Genomic DNA, 17988 nt, shown 5'->3' on the forward strand with positions numbered 1-17988 from the left:
GTTATCCCCTCAGTCCCAGAGCGGCAGGCCCGACAGGGCCGATACCGCGATGATGGCGTAGGCAAGTGCCCGATATTGCCGTTCCCACCCAGGCCGGAACATAGCGGCCCCGGCGACATTTCCAATGACAACCGGAATCGCCACCGCCAGACCGACCAGTATGAATTCCAGCAGCAGTTGGTCGGCCACGTACATAACCCCAAGAAAAACAAGATCAAACAGGAAAAGATACCACATGGTGTTGGCCCGGATCGCCGAGGCTGGCAGCGGGCTGGCCATGTAGAAAAGTATGACGGGCGGGCCCGGAACCCCGGCCACGCCGCCCAGAAACCCCGCCAGCCCGCCGATCCCGTAGACCATGGGCGGGCGCAACTTGCCACGATAGCGCAGCCCCGCGATCAGGCAGGCCAACAGCACAAGCGCCACGATCGAGACCGCATAGCGGAAGACCTCGGGCGCCACGGCCAGCAGCAAAGCCAGACCGATGGGCAGCATCACCAGCGTGCCCGCGATCAGCCGGAACACATCCGCCGGCTGGCCATCGCGCCAGGCCCGGCGCAGGTTCGGCAGCGGGCCGAAGGCGTCCATCACGATCAAGGTGGTCAGCGCGCCGATGGGCGGCAGGAACTGCCCCGCGACGGGCAGAAAGATCATCGCCGTGCCGAACCCGGCAAAGCCGCGCACCAGCCCCGCCACGAACCCCGCCGCCGCGATCCAGCCCAGCCCCGGCAGCGCCGCCAGCTGGGCCAGCGGATCAGGCATCGACGTTGGCGAACTGGTTGCCGGTGGTGTCGGTGGGCTTGGTCCAGTCGCGCTTGACCCCCAGCCAGAGCAGGATCGCGCTGGCCACGAAGATCGAGCTGTAGGTCCCGACGATCACACCCCAGATCATCGCAAAGACGAAGCCCCGGATCACGTCGCCGCCCAGCACGAAAAGCGCGATCAGCGCCAGCAAAGTGGTGGCCGAGGTCATGAAGGTCCGGCTGAGCGTCTCGTTGATCGAGATGTTGAGCACCTCGCGCAGGTCCCGCTTCTTGTACTTGATCAGGTTCTCGCGCACCCGGTCGAAGACCACGACCGTGTCGTTAAGCGAATAGCCCACGATGGTCAGAAGCGCCGCGATGATCGCCAGGTCGAACTTGATCTGAAGCTCGGAAAAGATGCCGATGGTCAGGATAACGTCATGCACCAGTGCGGCGACCGCGCCCACGGCGAACTGCCATTCGAACCGCAGCCAGATGTAGATAAGCACCGCCCCGATGGCCAGAAGCACGGCGATGGCCGCGGTCTGGATCAGCTCGCCCGACACCTTGGGGCCAACCGACTCCACCGATACGAACTGGATGTTGGGCGCGACCTCGGTCAGCGCCGCCTCGACCGCCTCGATCACCTCGACCGTCACTGCCTCCTGGTCGTCCTGCGCCTGAATGCGGACCATGGCGACGTGCTGGTTCTCGTCGAAGCTGGGATCGAAGACCTCGGAGATGGTGATGTCGCCCAGATCGAGCGTCTGCATCGCGGCACGATATGCGCCGATGTCGATGGGCGTCTCGGCCTGCGTCCGGATCGTCGTGCCGCCGCGGAAGTCGATGCCATAGTTCAGCCCCTGCTGCAGGAACGACGCGAAGGCCACCACGACCATCACGGCGGAAATGCCCAGCCAGATTTTCCAGCGGCTGAAGAAATCGAACTTGGTGTCTTGGCGAACCAGTCTCAGACGCATGTCAAACCTCGATTGTCCGGGGGCGGCGGCGCTCGAACCACATGACGATGAACAGCCGCGTGACGAAGATCGCCGTGAAGACCGAGGTCAGGATGCCCAGCCCCAGCGTGATGGCGAAGCCCCTGACAGGGCCCGAGCCCATGGCGAACAGGATCACCGCGGTGATGAATGTCGTGATGTTGGCGTCGATGATGGCGCTCAGCGCCTTCTCGTAGCCCAGCTCGATCGCGCGCGCCGGGCCCTTGGCGGTCTTCAATTCCTCGCGGATACGCTCGAAGATCAGCACGTTGGCGTCCACCGCCATCCCCACGGTCAGCACGATCCCGGCGATGCCCGGCAGGGTCAGCGTCGCCCCGATCAGCGACAAGAGCCCGAAGATCAGCGCGATATTGAGGATCAGCGCCACATTGGCGAAAAGCCCGAAGAGCCCATAGCTCAGCCCCATGAAGACCAGCACGGCGGCAAAGGCCACAAGGGTGGCGATCCGCCCGGCCTCGATGCTGTCCTGCCCCAGCTCGGGCCCGATTGTGCGCTCCTCGAGGAACTCGAGCCCCGCCGGCAGCGCGCCCGCCCGCAGGAGCACCGCAAGGTTGGTCGATTCCTCGACCGTGAAACTGCCGGTGATGATGCCCGACCCGCCGGGAATGTGGCTCTGGATCACCGGGGCGCTGATCACCTCGTTATCCAGCACGATGGCGAACGGGCTGCCGATGTTGTCGGCAGTATAGTCGCCGAATTTGCGCGCCCCGTTCGGGTTGAACCGGAAGTTGACCGCCGGGCGGCCGTTCTGGTCGAACGAAGGCTGCGCGTCGACCAGCTCTTCGCCGGTCACGACGGGCGCCTGTTCGAGGATGAAGAACACCCCCTCCTCGTCCATGCCCGGCAGGATCTCGTTTCCGATGCCGGCGCTGTCCTCCATGCTGCCCGCACGGCCCACCACCGGCTGGAACGTCAGCTGCGCGGTGGTGCCGATGATCGCCTTCAGCTCGGCCGCCGACCCGATGCCGGGTACCTGGATCAGGATGCGGTCGGTGCCCTGGCGCTGAATGGTCGGCTCGCGCGTGCCGACCTCGTCGATCCGGCGGCGGATGATCTCGAGGCTCTGGCGCAGGGTGCGCTCGTCGCTGGCGGCGCGTTCCTCGGCTGACAGAGTGACGATGATCTCGTCACCGTCGCCGCGCACCTCCAGATCGCTGGCGATGGCCCCGGTCAGCGACGCCACCGGCTGCGCCAGACCGCGCACAAGCTCCAGCGCGCGGGCCATGCCCTCGGGCTGGCTGATCTTCACCCGCAGCTCGTCGGGCCCCGACGGCTGCAGCCGCACCGTGCCCACCACGTTCCGCTCGGGCCGCAGCACGTCGCGCACATCGGGCCAAAGCGCCTCGAGCCGCGCCGAATACACGTCCTCGACCTGCACCTCGGCCAGCAGATGCGCGCCGCCGCGCAGGTCGAGCCCGAGGTTCACCAGCCCCGACGGCAGGAACGACGGCCAGCCGGCTGCGGCCTCCAGCCGTTCGGGCGTTTCCCCAGCGGTTTCAATGGCTTTGACCGCGTCGTTATAGCCCTCGACCCGGTTGTAGAAGGCGTTCGGCATCGCCAGCAGCAGCCCCACCGCAATCGTCCCGAGGATCAGAACACGTTTCCACAGATCGATCTGCAACATGGGCGCGCCTTTCGGGCGTTACGGGGTAAACGAGGGACGGATCAGGAGTTGGCGGGCTCGGTCTTCGACACCACCTGCGCGATGGTCGACTGCACCACGCGGACCTTGACGCCCTCGGCCAGCTCGACCTCAAGCTCGTTGTTGTCCTTGACCTTGACAACCTTGCCGATCAGCCCGCCCTGGGTCACCACCTGGTCGCCCCGGCGCAGCGCCTCGACCATCTTCTGATGGTCTTTCATCTTCTTCTGCTGAGGACGGATCAGCAGGAAATACATGATCGCGAAGATCAGGATAAGCGGGATAAACTGGGCGAATGCGTTGCCGTCCATTTCTGGGCTCCTGTCAGACCGGGCGGGAGGACCCCGCGGATTTCGGCGGAACCTATGCGCGCGGGCGGGGCTTTGCAAGGCGCGGAACGCAAGTCGATCGCCGCTTGTCCGCGCGGGGCGCAAAACCGCCCGCCCCACCCCATGGCGCTGACGCGGATGAGCGTCTAGGGTGACCGGAATAGCGAGTGGAGTTTTTGGCGATGATCGACTTCGGCCCCGCCGGCCTCATCCTGAACGGCACGCTGCCGTGGTCGGCGCTGATCGCCTTTGCGGTGCTGCTGACGGCGCTTGCGGCATGTGTATTCATGCTGCGGCGCGAGCGGTATGCGCTGCGGCCAAAACTCCGCAGCGACTGGCGCAAGCTCAGCCTGAACACCTATTTCGTGGTCCTCGTCCCGGTCTGGTTCACGCTGCTTTTCGCCGTCGGGCTGACCACCTGGCGGATGTTCACCAACCCGCCCGACGCAAGCGACGCGCTCGCCCTGCGCATCCACTACCTTGCGCTGGTGGGTTTTTTGGGCGTGCTGGGCGGCATCTTTTCCCTGCCACTCAGCCTGATGCGGGCCGAGGCAAATGAACGTCAGACCAAGGCCGCGGAAAGCCAGGTCGACACCGCGCTGGCGCAGGTCGACGTGGCGCAGCAGGGCCAGGTCACCGACCGCATCAACAAGGCTGTCGAGGGTCTCGGCGCGGAAAAGACCGTCAGCCGGATCGGTCGCCCGGTGACATTCGAAGACTTCGATCCCGACTCGTTCGGCGAAGGCACCGAAGACCAAATGCGCCGGGAACTGCGACCGGCGAAACGGACGGTCATCGAATGGCAAAACGAAGATCTTGTGACCGCTCAAGGAGAAACGGCTTCTGAACGTGGCGACTGGCAGGCGTTCAACGAAACCCTCCCCAACCTCGAGGTCCGCATCGGGGCGATCTATGCGCTGGAGCGGATCGCGCAGGACAGCGACCGCGACCACATCCGCATCATGGAGATCCTCTGCGCCTACATCCGCGAGAACGCGCCTGCATCGATGGCCAAGCCGTTTCCGGAGGAATGGCAAAAGCTTTTCGCGGAAGGCTGGGAGAAATCGGGGGGCCGCTGGCCGTCGTTCCGAGACATTTGGCGATGGCCACAAACCCTCGGCAAGCCTCGCACCGACATCCGGGTCGCGCTGAAGGTGATCGGCCGCAGAACGCCCAAACAGATCGACCTGGAACGCGCGGCAGAGGTGCCCGGCAGCGAGGTGGGCTACCGGCTCGACCTGCGCGAAACCTGCCTGCAAGGCGCCGATATGGCGGAATTGAATTTCGATCATGCTATTCTGCAGGACGCACGGTTGCAGGGGGCGCGCCTTCGAAAAGCAAACTTGCAGGGAGTGCGCCTTGACGGGGCGCAGTTGCAGGGGGCGCACCTTGGCGGGGCGCAGTTGCAGGGGCGCACCTTGACGGGGCGCACTTGCAGGGGGCTCATCTTGGCGAAGCGCAGTTGCAGGAGGCGCAACTTGGCGGGGTGAAGTTGCAGGGGACGGACCTTGTCCGGGCGCAGTTGCAGGGGGCACGCTTTTTCGAGGCGCAGTTTGACACTTCAACCTCCTTTAGCGCCGCTATTCTTCGAGGTGCTGCGCTCAAGGCAGTTGATTGTGCGATGGCAAAGTTTTCCCAAGACCAAATCGAAGAAACATTCGGCGATGCCTCGGTAACCCTTGGCGATCTGAAAAAGCCAGCGCATTGGGACCAGTCTGATGACCCTCTGGAGTTCTTCAACTTCCACAACAAATGGCGCGCCTGGCAGCGGAGCATCGGCATGACCCCGGACGGGCCGAGCGACGACGCGGGCTGAAGAGCGGAGCGGGATGGATATCGTCGCGGCCTCCGCTACCATCGCGCCATGCGGCTGATCCTCATTCTCCTCGCGCTCGCCCTGCCCCTGCCCGCCCTCGCGCAGGAGGCCGTGGGGCGGGTCAATGTCGGCGGGTTCAACACGCGCAGCATGTGTTCGGGCGCGCTGGTGCGGGCCGATCTGGTGCTGACGGCGGCGCATTGCGTGGCCGGGCGGGCGCTGGGTGACATCGTCTTTGTCGCCGGGTGGAACGGCGCGGGCCATGCGGGTGCCGCGCGCGTCGCCTCGGTCGAACTGCACCCCAAGGCCTACGCCCAAGGCCTACTCGACCTGCGCCACGACATCGCCCTTCTGACGCTGAAAGATCCGCTCGACCCCGCCCCGCTGCCGGTCGGTCTGGCCGCCACCGGCCCCTACGCGCTGGTCGGCTATGCCCGCACCCGCCCGCACCGCGCCCGCCTCACCGAAGGCTGCGCCGGCACCCCCGACCGCGGCGTGCTGCGGCTGGCCTGCGCCATCGCGCCGGGCCTTTCCGGCGGGCCGGTTCTGGCCGGGGACGGCGCGGCGCAGCGCATCGTCGCCGTGCTCTCGGCCATCTCTGGCGACGACGCGCTGGCCGCCCCCGTGGACGACTGGCTGCGCACGCGGCTTTCCGGCCCCTACACACGCTGACGAAGTTGGGGCATAAGGCGAGCGACTCAGCCTTTGCAGGAGCCCCCGATGCACGACATCCGCGCCATCCGCGACAACCCCGAGGCTTTCGACGCCGGCATGGCCCGCCGTGGCCTGTCGGGCGTCTCGGCGCGGCTCTTGTCCATCGACGAGGAACGGCGCGCCGCGATCCACGCCGCCGAGACCGCGCAAGCCGAACAGAACAAGGCCTCCAAGGAGGTCGGCAAGGCCAAGGCCAGCGGCGACGAGGCCGAATTCGAGCGCCTGCGCGCGCTGGTGGCCGAAAAGAAGGCCGAAGTCGCCGAGATGCAGGCCCGCGCCAAAGAGCTGGATGCGGAACTGACCGACGAACTGATGGGCCTGCCCAACCTGCTGCACGCCGACGTGCCCGATGGCGAGGACGAGGACGACAATCTCGAGATCAGCCGCTGGGGCACGCCCCGCACCTTCGATTTCCAGCCGGTCGAGCATTACCAGATCAAGGGCGCGCAGAACGGCCTCGATTTCGAGACCGCCGCCAAGCTTTCGGGCAGCCGCTTTGTGGTGATGTCGGGCGGGATCGCGCGCCTGCACCGGGCGCTGGCGCAATTCATGCTCGACACCCACATCGCCGAAAACGGCCTGACCGAGACATGGACCCCCGTGCTGGTGCGCGACGAGATGATGTACGGCACCGGGCAATTGCCGAAATTCGGCGAGGACAGCTACCGCACCACCAATGGCTGGTGGCTGGTGCCCACCGCCGAGGTGACGCTGACCAATATCGTCAACGGTCTGGTGGTCGAAGAAAGCTACCTGCCGCGCCGCTATGTGGCGCACACGCAATGTTTCCGCTCCGAGGCGGGCTCGGCGGGCAAGGACACCGCCGGGATGCTGCGCCAGCACCAGTTCGAAAAGGTCGAGATGGTGTCGGTGGTCCACCCCGACCGCAGCATGGAAGAGCACGACCGCATGACCGCCTGCGCCGAGGGCATCCTGCAAAAGCTGGGCCTGCCCTACCGGACGGTGGTGCTGTGTTCCGGCGACATGGGCTTTGGGATGCTCAAGACCCACGACATCGAGGTCTGGCTGCCCGGCCAGAACACCTACCGCGAGATCAGCTCGGTCTCGGTCGCGGGCGATTTCCAGGCCCGCCGGATGAACGCCCGGTTCAAACCGGCGGCGGGCGGCAAGCCCGAGTTTGTGCACACTTTGAACGGATCGGGCCTGGCGGTGGGCCGCTGCCTGATCGCGGTGCTGGAGAACGGCCAGAATGCCGACGGATCGGTGACCCTGCCCGAGGCGCTGCACCCCTGGATCGGCGGCAAGACCACGCTGACCCCGGACGGGGAGCTTGTCTGAGCGATGAACCGGACCTGGGCGATCCTGACGTTCGTGGCGGCGCTGGCCTTCGCCGCCTCGCCGATTTTGTCGCCCGGCTTCAACGGTTTTGCGCCCGACCAGTTCCCGGTCCCTCAGGACGGCCCGCCGGTGCAGCCCGCGGGCTATGCCTTTGGCATCTGGGGGCTTATTTACCTGTGGCTCATCGCCGGAACGGGGTTCGGCATGGTCAAGCGCGCCGACGATCCCGACTGGGCGGCGATGCGCAAGCCGCTCTTTGCCAGCCTCGCCATCGGCGCGGCCTGGCTTCCGGTGGCGCAGGCCTCGCCCATCGCGGCGACGGCCATGATCTGGCTCATGCTGGGAACCGCGCTCCTGAGCCTCTTTCGCGTGGGCGACACCGACCGCTGGCTGCAACAGGCCCCGGTAGCGATCTACGCGGGCTGGCTGACCGCAGCCTCCTGCGTGGCGATCGGCCTTCTGCTGGGCGGCTACGGCTGGATGGCGGGAACGCCCGCGGCGCTGGTGGCGCTGGCGCTGGCGCTGGCCATCGCGGTGACGGCGCAATACCGGCTGCACCGCGCGCCGGAATACGGCATCACGGTGATCTGGGCGCTGGTGGGGGTGATCGTGGCCAACACCGGCCCGCTCAACATCGCCGTCGCGGGGCTCGCGTCGCTGGGCATCCTGGCGATTCTCGCCCTGCGCGGCACCGACACCGAATAGCGCGCTTGCCCGGCACGGCCCTCCGGCGCTATCCTGCGCATCGCGCATAACCCGGAGCCGCCATGCCCTTCCGCCCATTGGCCGCCACCGCCGCCTGCCTGCTCTACGCAGGCGCGGCCCTTGCCCAGACCCTGACGGGCCTCTACACCGTCGACGGCCGCAACCCGGACGGATCGTCCTATAGCGGCCAGATGGTGCTCACCGATGCCGGCGACCGGATCACCGTCAACTGGACCGTCGGCAACCAAAGCTACAGCGGAACCGGCACCCTCGACGGCCGCGTGATCGAAATCGACTGGGGGTCTGCGGACCCGGTGGTCTACGTCATCATGCCCAACGGCAACCTGCACGGCACCTGGGCCGACGGCCGCGCGCTCGAACGCGCCGAACGGCAGAACTGACCCGCCCTTTCACTGATCCTCAAATATCCCGGGGGGCTGCTTCGCAGCGGGGGCAGCGCCCCCTCCACATCGGACACCCGCACTGACGCCGGGCAAGCTCATCGCGCCGACAAGATCACCAGAACACAGCACGCGAAGGCGGGCAGAGCCCGCCCGCGTTCCGCCGGATCACCCCTTGCGACCCTTGCCCAGGTGCTTTTTCAGCGCGCCCGCGTTCTTTTCCCGCCGCCCCTTGTAGGGGTTCTTGTCCGACTGGCCGCGCATATGCAGCCGGATCGGCGTGCCGGGCAGGTCGAAATCCTCGCGCAGCCCGTTGACCAGATAGCGCGAATAGCTGTCCGGCAGCTTGTCGGGATGCGAGCACATCACCACAAAGCCCGGCGGACGCGTCTTGACCTGGGTCATGTAGCGCAGCTTGATCCGCTTGCCCTGCGGCGCGGGCGGCGGATGCTGTTCCAGCATTCCCGACAGCCAGCGGTTCAGCGCCGCCGTCGGCACCCGCGCGTTCCACTTCTCATAGACCATCATGATCGCCGCCTGCAACCGATCGAGCCCGCGCCCCGTCTTGGCCGAGACCGTCACCAGCGGCGCGCCGCGCAGCTGCGGCAGCAGCCGCTCGAAGGCCTCTTTCAGGTCACGCAGCTTTTGCTGTTTCTCCGGCTCCACGTCCCATTTGTTCACCGCCACGACCACCGCACGCCCCTCGCGCTCGGCCAGATCGGCGATGCGCAGATCCTGCTGCTCGAAGGGGATGGCCGCGTCCAGCAGCACGACCACGACCTCGGCGAACTTGACCGCGCGCAGCCCGTCGCCGACCGACAGCTTTTCCAGCTTTTCCTGCACCTTGGCCTTCTTGCGCATCCCCGCCGTGTCGAAGATGCGCATCGGCACGCCGCCCCAGGTCGTCTGCACCGATATGGCGTCGCGGGTGATCCCGGCCTCGGGGCCCGTCAGCAGGCGGTCCTCGCCGAGGATCTGGTTAATCAGCGTCGACTTGCCCGCGTTGGGGCGCCCCACCATGGCGATCTGCAGGGGCTTGGCCACGGTCGGCACGGGCATCGCCTCGTCGGCCTCTTCGGAGACGGAAATTTCCGTCTCCGGCATGTCCTTCTCGGCACGTTCCGCATAGGCGTCGGCCAGCGGCATCAGCACCGAGTAAAGATCGTTGAGCCCCTCGCCATGTTCCGCCGAGAGCCGGATCGGCTCGCCCAGGCCCAGCCCGTAGGCCTCGATCACACCGGCATCGGCGGCGGCACCCTCGGCCTTGTTGGCCGCCAGGATCACGTGTTTCGACCGTTTGCGCAGGATGTCGGCAAAAATCTCGTCCGCCGGGGTCACCCCCGCGCGCGCGTCGATCATGAAGAGGCAAATGTCGGCCATGTCGACGGCGCGTTCGGTCAGCCGCCGCATCCGCCCCTGCAGCGACTCGTCCGTGGCCTCTTCCAGCCCGGCGGTGTCGATGACCGTAAAGCGCAGATCGCCCAGCCGCGCCGCACCCTCGCGCAGATCGCGCGTAACGCCGGGCTGGTCGTCGACCAGCGCCAGGCGCTTGCCCACCAGGCGGTTGAACAGCGTGGACTTGCCCACATTGGGCCGCCCCACGATGGCGAGAGAGAAGGTCATCTTGCGCTCCGGCATGAAGTCAGATCGGGCGGATAGCCTATTTGCGGCCGCCGCGAAAGGGGCTTGGTCTTGGGGGGCAAGGGGCGATATGGCGCTTTCCCCCTTCGAAGCGCCGCAAGTCGCGGAATCGAGGCCGCAGGCCGCCTGCTGTCAGCGCCTGCCCGTCCCGGCGGGCTGGCGCTTTGTCCACGTGGGCGCGCCGCTCGTTCCGAGCAACGACTTGGCGGAGATAAAGCGTGCAGACCGGCCGTTGCAGCGCCACCCCACGGGCAGGCGCTGCAACGGCTTTCGCAGCTTCTCTAGTATCAGAGGCCCTATTACCGGAACGCGTGCAGCATGCCCCGGGTCGACACCACGTAGAGCGTGCCGTTCGCCACCACGGGCCGCGTGGTCGCGCCGCCGGGCACCTCGGTCGTTCCGGTCAGGCTGCCGTCCTCTGGGTTGAAGGCGCGGATCATCCCGTCCGAGCCCGCCACCAGCAGACGCCCGCCCGCCAGGATCGGGCCGTGCTGCGCATAGGCGCTGTCGCGCCGGGCCTGCGGACGCCGCGTCGGCTCGTAACCAGGCAGACCGACCGACCAGATCTTGGTGCCGTCCCCGGCATCGACCCGGACCAGCTCGTGCCGGTCGGAAACAAAGAAGAGCGACCCGCCCACCGGCCAGACCGCATCCAGCGCACCCTCGCGGAGCGTCCAGATCCGGTCGCCCGAATTGACGTCGAGCGCCACCAGCCGCCCCGAATGGTTGCCCACATAGGCGCGGTTGCCGTCGATCACCGGATCGCCGGTGATGTCGTTCACGCTGGCGATGGCAAAGCCGTTGCGCCCGCCCGCGATATCCGCGTTCCAGCGCCGCAGCCCGCCCTGCAGGAAGGCCGCCTGTACCGTGCTGTTGCCGAACGAGAAAAGCGCCAAAGCGTCGTTGACCGCAGGCGCGGGCGCACCGGCCATGTTGTTGAGATCGGCGTTGCCGTCCAATTGCCAGCGAATGCGCCCGTCATCGGCCTCGATCGCCCAGGCGGTGGTATCGCCACCGACCACATAGACCACGCCGCCGCGCACCGTCGGCGCGCCGGTGGCCGTGGCGCCCAGCCGCTGGGTCCAGATCTCTGCACCCGTCGCCGCGTCGAGCGCGGTCAGCGTGCCAAAGCCCGAGGCGACATAAAGCCGCCCATTCGCGGCCGCCAGCCCGCCGCCCTGCGCCTGCGAAGGATCGTCGCGCAGCGGCGTCAGATCGAAGGTCCAGAGCGTCTCGCCCGAGGTCGAGACCGCCGTCACCAGATGCGCGCTGTCCATGGTGAACACCCGCCCGCCGGCCACGACCGGATCGGTGTTCAGCCGCTGGCGGCGGCTGTCGCCCTCGCCGATGGGCACCGACCAGAGCGGCGCAAGCGGCAGCGACAGCGCCGCGTGGGTCGTGCGGAAGGCCGGGCTGACCGCGCTTTGCGCCCAGTCGGCATTCGCCGTGGCCGCGCCCAGCGCGATCGGCAGCGCACGGTTCCCGGCTGTGTCCTCCGCCGGTTCGGCGGATTGCAGCACCTCGCGGATGCCCAGGCGTTCGCCCGGCAGGATTTCCTCGCGTTCGCCGCAGGCCGCCAGAAGCGGGATCGCCGCCAATGCGGCCAAGGTCAGTTTGCGCTGCACATCAGCCCCCGTTCAGCCCCCGTGATCAATTCGGCCGCGCCGCATGGCTCAGCCCGCCTCCAGCGTGCCGCCCAGCGCCACAATCAACTGAGATGCTCGGCGGCGCAACCCTGACGTCACCTCGGCATCGGCGATGATCCGTTGCAGCCGCGCAATGGCGTCGTCGGTGTCGCCGGTCTCGACCGCGATCAGGGCCAGCTGTTCCTCGGCCAGCAGCCGCAGGGGATTGCCCGGAATGGCCAGCGCCTCGAACCCGATGCGGCGCTCGTCGACACCGGCGTCCGAGCGGACCAGCGCCTTGAAGCTGGCAATCTCGCGGTAGATCTCGGGCAGGTCGCCATCGCGCGCGGCGGTGTTGAGCTGTTCGACCGCCGCCGCGTCGTTGCCCGCTGCCGCCTCTTCCGAGGCGATCAGCATGCGCAGCACGGCGCGCGCGCCCGCATCCTCGGCTTCGATCGCGGCAAGCGCGGTCACACGGTCCTGAGGTTCGTCGGCCTCGAGCGCGGCAAGAATGGAATCGCCAAAGGCCTGCGCCGCCGCCCTGTCGCTGGCCTTGCTGTATTCGCGGAACGCGGCGCCGCCGACGACCAGGACGACCAGCAGCACGGCGATCCAGCCATAGCGGCGCATCAGGGCGAACAGCCGGTCGCGGCGGACCTCTTCGCTGACTTCGTCGATGAAACTGTCGGTATCGCTCACGCGGGGCCTCTTTTCTGTCGATTTCGCCCCCTCTTAACGCGCCGGGCATGGCGTGCCAAGGCGCATCGGCACAGAGCGGGCGCGACCGCGCTGCCGCAATTTCGGACAATCCGGACTTTGCTTGAACTGAACTGTTGAGTTTACCTTGAAGAAAGTATAGGCGGACACTAATCTGAACTAAGCGGTTCACCGTATACACGACAGCACATTTCGGCCCCGGCGCCACCGAAACGCCGCCGCACCGGCCCAGTACAAAGCAGGACAGACCCATGCGTATCGTTCCGATCATCACCGCGCTGCTCGTGGCGGCACTTCTTTACGGCGTGATCATCGAGCGTGAGCGGCTGCTGGACTTTGCCCGCCAGGTCAGCCCCGCCGCCCTGACCGGCGATGCCGAGGCCGCCGCTGCGCCGCCCGTGGACAGTGCCGCCGAGGACGCGACGGCCGAGGCCGAAACCGCGCCCGCCGACGGCGCGGTGCGGGTCATGGCCAAGCGCTCGGTGGCCGAAGTGATCGACAGCGCCGTCGTGCTGCGCGGCGAGACCGAGGCGCTGCGCCAGGTCGACGTTCAGGCCGAAACCACCGGCAAGGTGATCTCGACGCCGCTGCGCAAGGGCGCGTTCGTCACCGCGGGCCAGACGCTCTGCGAGCTTGACCCGGGCACGCGGCAGGCCAGCCTGGCCGAGGCCCGCGCCCGTCTGGCCGAAGCCCGCGCCCGCAGCCCCGAGGCCCAGGCCCGCATCCCCGAGGCCGAAGCGCGGCTCGAAGAGGCCCGCGCGCGGCTGGAGGAAGCGACGATCAACCTCAACGCCTCGTCCAAGCTGAGCGAAGACGGCTTTGCCAGCACCACCCGCGTCGCCGCCTCCGAAGCGTCGTTGCGCAGCGCCGAGGCCGCCGTCAGCAGCGCCGAGGCCGGGGTCGAAGCGGCGCGTTCGGGGCTCGACAGTCTGCAGGCCAACATCGAAAGCGCCGAGGCCGCCGTGGCCCGCGCCCAGACCGAGATCGACCGCCTGACCGTCGTCGCCCCCTTCGACGGGGTGCTCGAATCCGACACCGCCGAGCTGGGCGCGCTGCTGAGCGCGGGCGGCCCCGGCGGGGCGCATTGTGCGACCGTGCTGCAGCTCGACCCGATCAAGCTGGTGGGCTTCGTGCCCGAAACCGATGTGGCGCGGGTCGCTCTGGGTGCACGCGCCGGGGCGCGGCTGACCGGGGGCGAGACCGTGATGGGCCAGGTGACCTTTGTGTCGCGCAGCGCCGATTCCGTGACCCGCACCTTCCGCGTCGAGATCGAGGTGCCCAACGCCGATCTGGCGATCCGCGACGGGCAGACCGCCGAAATCGGCATCGAGGCCGACGGCGCGATGGCGCATTTGCTGCCGCAATCCACGCTGACGCTGAACGACGACGGCACCCTGGGCGTGCGCGTCGTCAACGACGCGGGCGAGGCGCAGTTCATGGCCGTCACCCTGCTGCGGGACACACGGCAGGGCGTGTGGCTGACAGGCCTGCCTGACACTGTTAATGTCATCACGGTCGGACAGGAATATGTCACCGACGGTGTGCCCGTTTCGCCGAGTTACGAGGAGGTCATGCAATGACCGGAATAGTCGATTGGGCCTCTGAACGCGCGCGGATGGTGATTGCCTTCATCATCCTGTCTCTGGCCGTGGGCGCCTTTGCCTATGCCATGCTGCCCAAGGAAGGCGAGCCGGACATCGAGATCCCCGCGCTTTTCGTGACGGTGCCCTTCCCGGGCATCTCGGCCGAGGATTCCGAGACGCTGCTGGTCAAGCCGATGGAAACCGAGCTGGCCGATCTCGACGGGCTCAAGTCGCTGGGCGGCACCGCCGCCGAGGGATTCGCCGGCGTGTCGATGGAATTCGAATTCGGCTGGGACAAGACCAAGATCATGGCCGATGTGCGCGACGCCATGACCAAGGCGCAGGCCAAGTTTCCCGAGGGCGCCGAGCAATACTCGATCAACGAGATCAATTTCAGCGAATTCCCGATCATCATCGTGAACCTGTCCGGCCCGGTGCCGGAACGCACAATGATCCGTGTTGCCAAGGACTTGCAGGACCGTATCGAAGCGCTGGATGCGGTGCTCGAGGCGGGGCTGGCGGGCAGCCGGGACGAAATGCTCGAGGTGGTGATAGACCCGCTGCGACTGGAATCCTACAACGTCACGGCGAGCGAGCTGATCAACGTCGTGCGCAACAACAACCAGCTGATCGCGGCGGGCGAGGTCGAGACCGATCAGGGCACCTTCAGCGTCAAGATCCCCTCGTCCTTCGACGACCAGCGCGATGTCTACGACCTGCCGGTCAAGGTGAACGGCGACCGGGTGGTGACGCTGGGCGATCTGGCCACGATCAACCTGACCTTCGAGGACCGGACCGGCACCGCGCGCTTCAACGGCGAGCAGACGGTCGCGTTGCAGGTGGTCAAGCGCAAGGGGTTCAACCTGATCGACACGGTGGCGCTGGTCAACCAAACCGTCGCCGACGCCCAGACCGCCTGGCCGCCCGAACTGCGGGCGGCGGTTCAGGCCGGCACGTCTAACGACCAGTCCCGCCAGGTCGATTCGATGGTCAAGCAGCTCGAAGGGTCGGTGCTGACCGCCGTGGCGCTGGTGATGATCGTGATCCTGGCCGCGCTCGGCACCCGCCCCGCGCTGCTGGTGGGCTTCGCGATCCCGACGTCCTTCCTGCTCTGCTTTGCGTTTCTCGCGCTGATGGGGGTCAGCATTTCGAACATCGTGATGTTCGGCCTGATCCTTGCGGTGGGGATGCTGGTAGACGGCGCGATTGTGGTGGTCGAATACGCCGACAAGCGCATCTCCGAAGGCGTCGGGCCGATGCACGCCTATGTCGAGGCGGCAAAGCGCATGTTCTGGCCGGTGGTCAGTTCCACCGCGACGACGCTCTGCGCCTTTTTGCCGATGCTCTTCTGGCCCGGCGTTCCGGGCGAGTTTATGGGGATGCTGCCCGTGACGCTGATCTTCGTGCTGTCGGCCTCGCTGGTGGTGGCGCTGGTTTACCTGCCGGTCATGGGCGGTGTGACGGGCCGCTTTTCGCGGCTGCTGACCCGCGCGACCGAGGCGATGCGCCACGCCCTGCCCTGGGTCGTGCGCGCGGCATTGGTTCCGGTGGTGCTGATGGGGCTTTTCGTGGGCGCGATGATGGTGCTGAACCCCGCCTATATCTTCCCCCCGGTGGGCGAGGGCATCGTCGGCCTGATCCCCGGTATCGTCGTCTTCCTGGCCTTCGCGGTGTCGGCCTCGATCGTGCTCGACGCCGCCGCGATCCGGCGTAAACCCAAGCGGGTCGAGGGCCGCTATCGCCGCACGCCCTTCGGCTGGGTGATCAAGGCCATCGCCGGCAACCCGGTGATGCCCGTCGTGACCATCGGCGCGGTGATCTTCTTTGTCGTCTCGGTCTTCGGATATTTCGGGCAGAACAACCGCGGTGTGGAATTCTTTGTCGAATCCGAGCCCGAGCAGGCCATCGTCTATGTCCGCGCCCGTGGCAACCTCAGCCTGGCGGAGAAGGACGCGCTGGTGCGCCGCGCCGAGGCCGTGGTGCTGGACCATCGCGGGGTGATCACCGCCTTTGCCTTTGCCGGCGACGGCGGGCTGAACACCGACGCCAGCGGCGCGGCCATCCCCAAGGACACCATCGGCCAGATCCAGTTCGAGACCATCCCCTGGGACGACCGCGCCGAGGCCGCCGCGCGGATGGACGGCGTGACGGTCGAGGATCTGGACGGCAACGTGGTGATCGACGAGCTGGCGGTTGAGCTGGCGAAGATTCCCGGCATCCAGACCGAGGTCAAGGAATTGGCGCAGGGCCCCGCCAGCGGCAAGCCCGTGCATCTGCGGCTCAAGGGCGACGACTGGGACGAGCTGCTGGCCGCCACCCGCACCGCCCGCGCGCGGTTCGAGGACACGCCCGGCCTGACCCTGATCGAGGACAGCCTGCCCCTGCCCGGCATCGACTGGCAGATCGACGTGGATGTGGAAAAGGCCGGGCGCTATGGCGCCGACGTGGCCACGGTCGGCGCGATGGTGCAGCTGGTGACGCGGGGTATCCTGCTTGACACGATGCGGGTGGACAGCTCGGACGAAGAGATCGACATCCGCGTCCGCCTGCCCGAGGACGACCGCGTTCTCAGCACGCTCGACACGCTCAAGGTGCGCACCCGCGACGGGCTGGTGCCGCTGTCGAACTTCGTCACCCGCCAGCCGGTCGCCAAGCTGGCCGAGATCAGCCGCGTCGACCAAAAGCGCTATTTCGACGTCAAGGCGGATGTGGCCCCGAACCTGGCCAAGCTGGTGGACGGCGACGACATGCCGGTCGCGACAGTTCGGACCCTGTCGGACGAGGTCGAAGCCACCGGCGAAGGCGCGATCCTGACCGGCCCCGCCGATGCGCGCTATGAGCTGGTGGCCCTGGCCGAAGGACAGGCGACCGGCGCCGTCGAGGCCGCGCTGGCGGACGGCGATCTGCGCGCCGTGCCGGTCAACCCGACCGAACGGATCGCGGCGCTGACCGAATGGCTGGACGCCGCGCCCTTCCAGGGCACGATCGACTGGGAATGGACCGGCGACCAAGAGGAACAGGCCGAAAGCCAGGCCTTCCTGTCGAACGCCTTCATGGGCGCGCTGGGGCTGATGTTCATCATCCTGCTGGCGCAGTTCAACTCGTTCTACAACGCGGCGCTGGTGCTGCTGGCGGTGGTGCTGTCGACCACCGGCGTGCTGATCGGGATGCTGGTGATGCAGCAGCCGTTCTCGATCATCATGACGGGCACGGGGATCGTCGCGTTGGCGGGGATCGTGGTGAACAACAACATCGTGCTGATCGACACCTACCAGGATTACGCCCGCTACATGCCCCGGATCGAGGCCATCGTGCGCACCGCCGAGGACCGCATCCGCCCGGTGCTGCTGACCACGATCACCACCATGGCGGGCCTCGCGCCGATGATGTTCGGGCTGTCGCTCGACTTCTTCGGCGGCGGCTATTCCGTCGACAGCCCGACCGCGCTTTGGTGGAAACAGCTGGCGACGGCGGTGGTGTTCGGTCTGGGCATCGCCACGGTGCTGACGCTGGTCTTCACCCCGTCGATGCTGGCGCTGCGGGTGTGGTTCGTGACCTATATGCTGTGGTTCGCGCGGCTCTTGGGCCGGCTGTCGCTGGGCCGGTCGAGCCGCCTGGCCCGCGACTGGGCGCTGCAACGTCAGGCGCGCAAGGTCCGCTCGCCCGAGATCATCTGGGACGACGATGTCGCAGCGCCGGCGCGCCTGCCGGAACCGGAGGTACCTCTGCGCGCGGCGGAGTGATGCGCGGCAAG

The 17988-nt window shown here is 67.3% G+C and carries 15 protein-coding genes; 8 read left to right on the top strand and 7 right to left on the bottom strand.

The window, feature by feature from the left end; translation table 11 throughout:
* Positions 1-9 precede the first annotated feature (9 nt).
* Genes RXV88_RS07485 through yajC form a run of 4 tightly spaced genes read right to left on the bottom strand, consistent with a single transcriptional unit; the run spans position 10 to position 3715 of the window.
* Complete coding sequence (locus RXV88_RS07485) at positions 10-762, bottom strand: sulfite exporter TauE/SafE family protein (protein ID WP_316291629.1); 753 nt, start codon at positions 760-762, stop codon at positions 10-12.
* Positions 755-1723, bottom strand: a complete 969-nt coding sequence (gene secF, locus RXV88_RS07490) for a protein translocase subunit SecF (protein ID WP_316291631.1) — start codon at positions 1721-1723, stop codon at positions 755-757. The genes RXV88_RS07485 and secF overlap by 8 nt, the downstream gene beginning before the upstream one ends.
* A 1-nt stretch (position 1724) precedes the next feature.
* Complete coding sequence (secD, locus tag RXV88_RS07495) at positions 1725-3386, bottom strand: protein translocase subunit SecD (protein WP_316291632.1); 1662 nt, start codon at positions 3384-3386, stop codon at positions 1725-1727.
* Positions 3387-3427: 41 nt separating this feature from the next.
* The gene (gene yajC / locus RXV88_RS07500) at positions 3428-3715 is read right to left on the bottom strand and encodes a preprotein translocase subunit YajC (protein ID WP_316291633.1); all 288 of its coding nucleotides are present in this window, start codon (positions 3713-3715) and stop codon (positions 3428-3430) included.
* 200 nt (positions 3716-3915) lie between these two features.
* Between yajC and RXV88_RS07505 the strand changes: the two genes are divergently transcribed.
* The 6 genes from RXV88_RS07505 (at position 3916) to RXV88_RS07530 (ending at position 8668) form a co-directional block, all read left to right on the top strand.
* Positions 3916-5223, top strand: a complete 1308-nt coding sequence (locus tag RXV88_RS07505; protein ID WP_316291634.1) for a pentapeptide repeat-containing protein — start codon at positions 3916-3918, stop codon at positions 5221-5223.
* Entirely contained in the window at positions 5166-5549 is a 384-nt protein-coding gene (locus RXV88_RS07510; protein ID WP_410468805.1) for a pentapeptide repeat-containing protein, read from the top strand. The genes RXV88_RS07505 and RXV88_RS07510 overlap by 58 nt, the downstream gene beginning before the upstream one ends.
* Before the next feature lie 48 nt (positions 5550-5597).
* Positions 5598-6221: a trypsin-like serine peptidase gene (locus tag RXV88_RS07515; RefSeq protein ID WP_316291637.1), complete on the top strand. Its 624-nt coding sequence runs from the start codon at positions 5598-5600 to the stop codon at positions 6219-6221.
* A gap of 48 nt (positions 6222-6269) precedes the next feature.
* Positions 6270-7562 carry a serine--tRNA ligase gene (gene serS, locus RXV88_RS07520; RefSeq protein ID WP_316291639.1) on the top strand — a complete coding sequence of 431 codons (1293 nt, stop codon included), beginning with the start codon at positions 6270-6272 and terminating at the stop codon, positions 7560-7562.
* 3 nt (positions 7563-7565) lie between these two features.
* Positions 7566-8267 (top strand): hypothetical protein, encoded by a 702-nt coding sequence (locus RXV88_RS07525; protein ID WP_316291641.1) that lies wholly within the window; start codon positions 7566-7568, stop codon positions 8265-8267.
* 62 nt (positions 8268-8329) lie between these two features.
* The gene (locus RXV88_RS07530; RefSeq protein ID WP_316291643.1) at positions 8330-8668 is read left to right on the top strand and encodes a hypothetical protein; all 339 of its coding nucleotides are present in this window, start codon (positions 8330-8332) and stop codon (positions 8666-8668) included.
* 168 nt (positions 8669-8836) lie between these two features.
* Here RXV88_RS07530 and der read toward each other — a convergent pair whose 3' ends face one another.
* The 3 genes from der to RXV88_RS07545 all read right to left on the bottom strand — a co-directional run bounded on the left by der (position 8837) and on the right by RXV88_RS07545 (position 12633).
* Positions 8837-10291 carry a ribosome biogenesis GTPase Der gene (gene der / locus RXV88_RS07535; RefSeq protein ID WP_316291644.1) on the bottom strand — a complete coding sequence of 485 codons (1455 nt, stop codon included), beginning with the start codon at positions 10289-10291 and terminating at the stop codon, positions 8837-8839.
* Positions 10292-10608: 317 nt separating this feature from the next.
* Positions 10609-11934: a PQQ-binding-like beta-propeller repeat protein gene (locus tag RXV88_RS07540; RefSeq protein ID WP_316291646.1), complete on the bottom strand. Its 1326-nt coding sequence runs from the start codon at positions 11932-11934 to the stop codon at positions 10609-10611.
* Positions 11935-11982: 48 nt separating this feature from the next.
* Positions 11983-12633 (bottom strand): hypothetical protein, encoded by a 651-nt coding sequence (locus tag RXV88_RS07545; RefSeq protein ID WP_316291649.1) that lies wholly within the window; start codon positions 12631-12633, stop codon positions 11983-11985.
* Positions 12634-12902: 269 nt separating this feature from the next.
* On the opposite strand from RXV88_RS07545, the gene RXV88_RS07550 reads away from it, so the two are divergent.
* Both RXV88_RS07550 and RXV88_RS07555 read left to right on the top strand, forming a co-directional pair.
* A complete protein-coding gene (locus RXV88_RS07550; RefSeq protein ID WP_316291650.1) occupies positions 12903-14231 on the top strand; it encodes an efflux RND transporter periplasmic adaptor subunit in 1329 nt (442 codons plus the stop codon).
* Positions 14228-17977 carry an efflux RND transporter permease subunit gene (locus RXV88_RS07555; protein WP_316291652.1) on the top strand — a complete coding sequence of 1250 codons (3750 nt, stop codon included), beginning with the start codon at positions 14228-14230 and terminating at the stop codon, positions 17975-17977. Before RXV88_RS07550 ends, RXV88_RS07555 begins: the two co-directional genes overlap by 4 nt.
* Positions 17978-17988: the final 11 nt, after the last annotated feature.

Source organism: Aestuariicoccus sp. MJ-SS9 (assembly GCF_032586235.1).
Lineage (GTDB): Bacteria > Pseudomonadota > Alphaproteobacteria > Rhodobacterales > Rhodobacteraceae > Aestuariicoccus.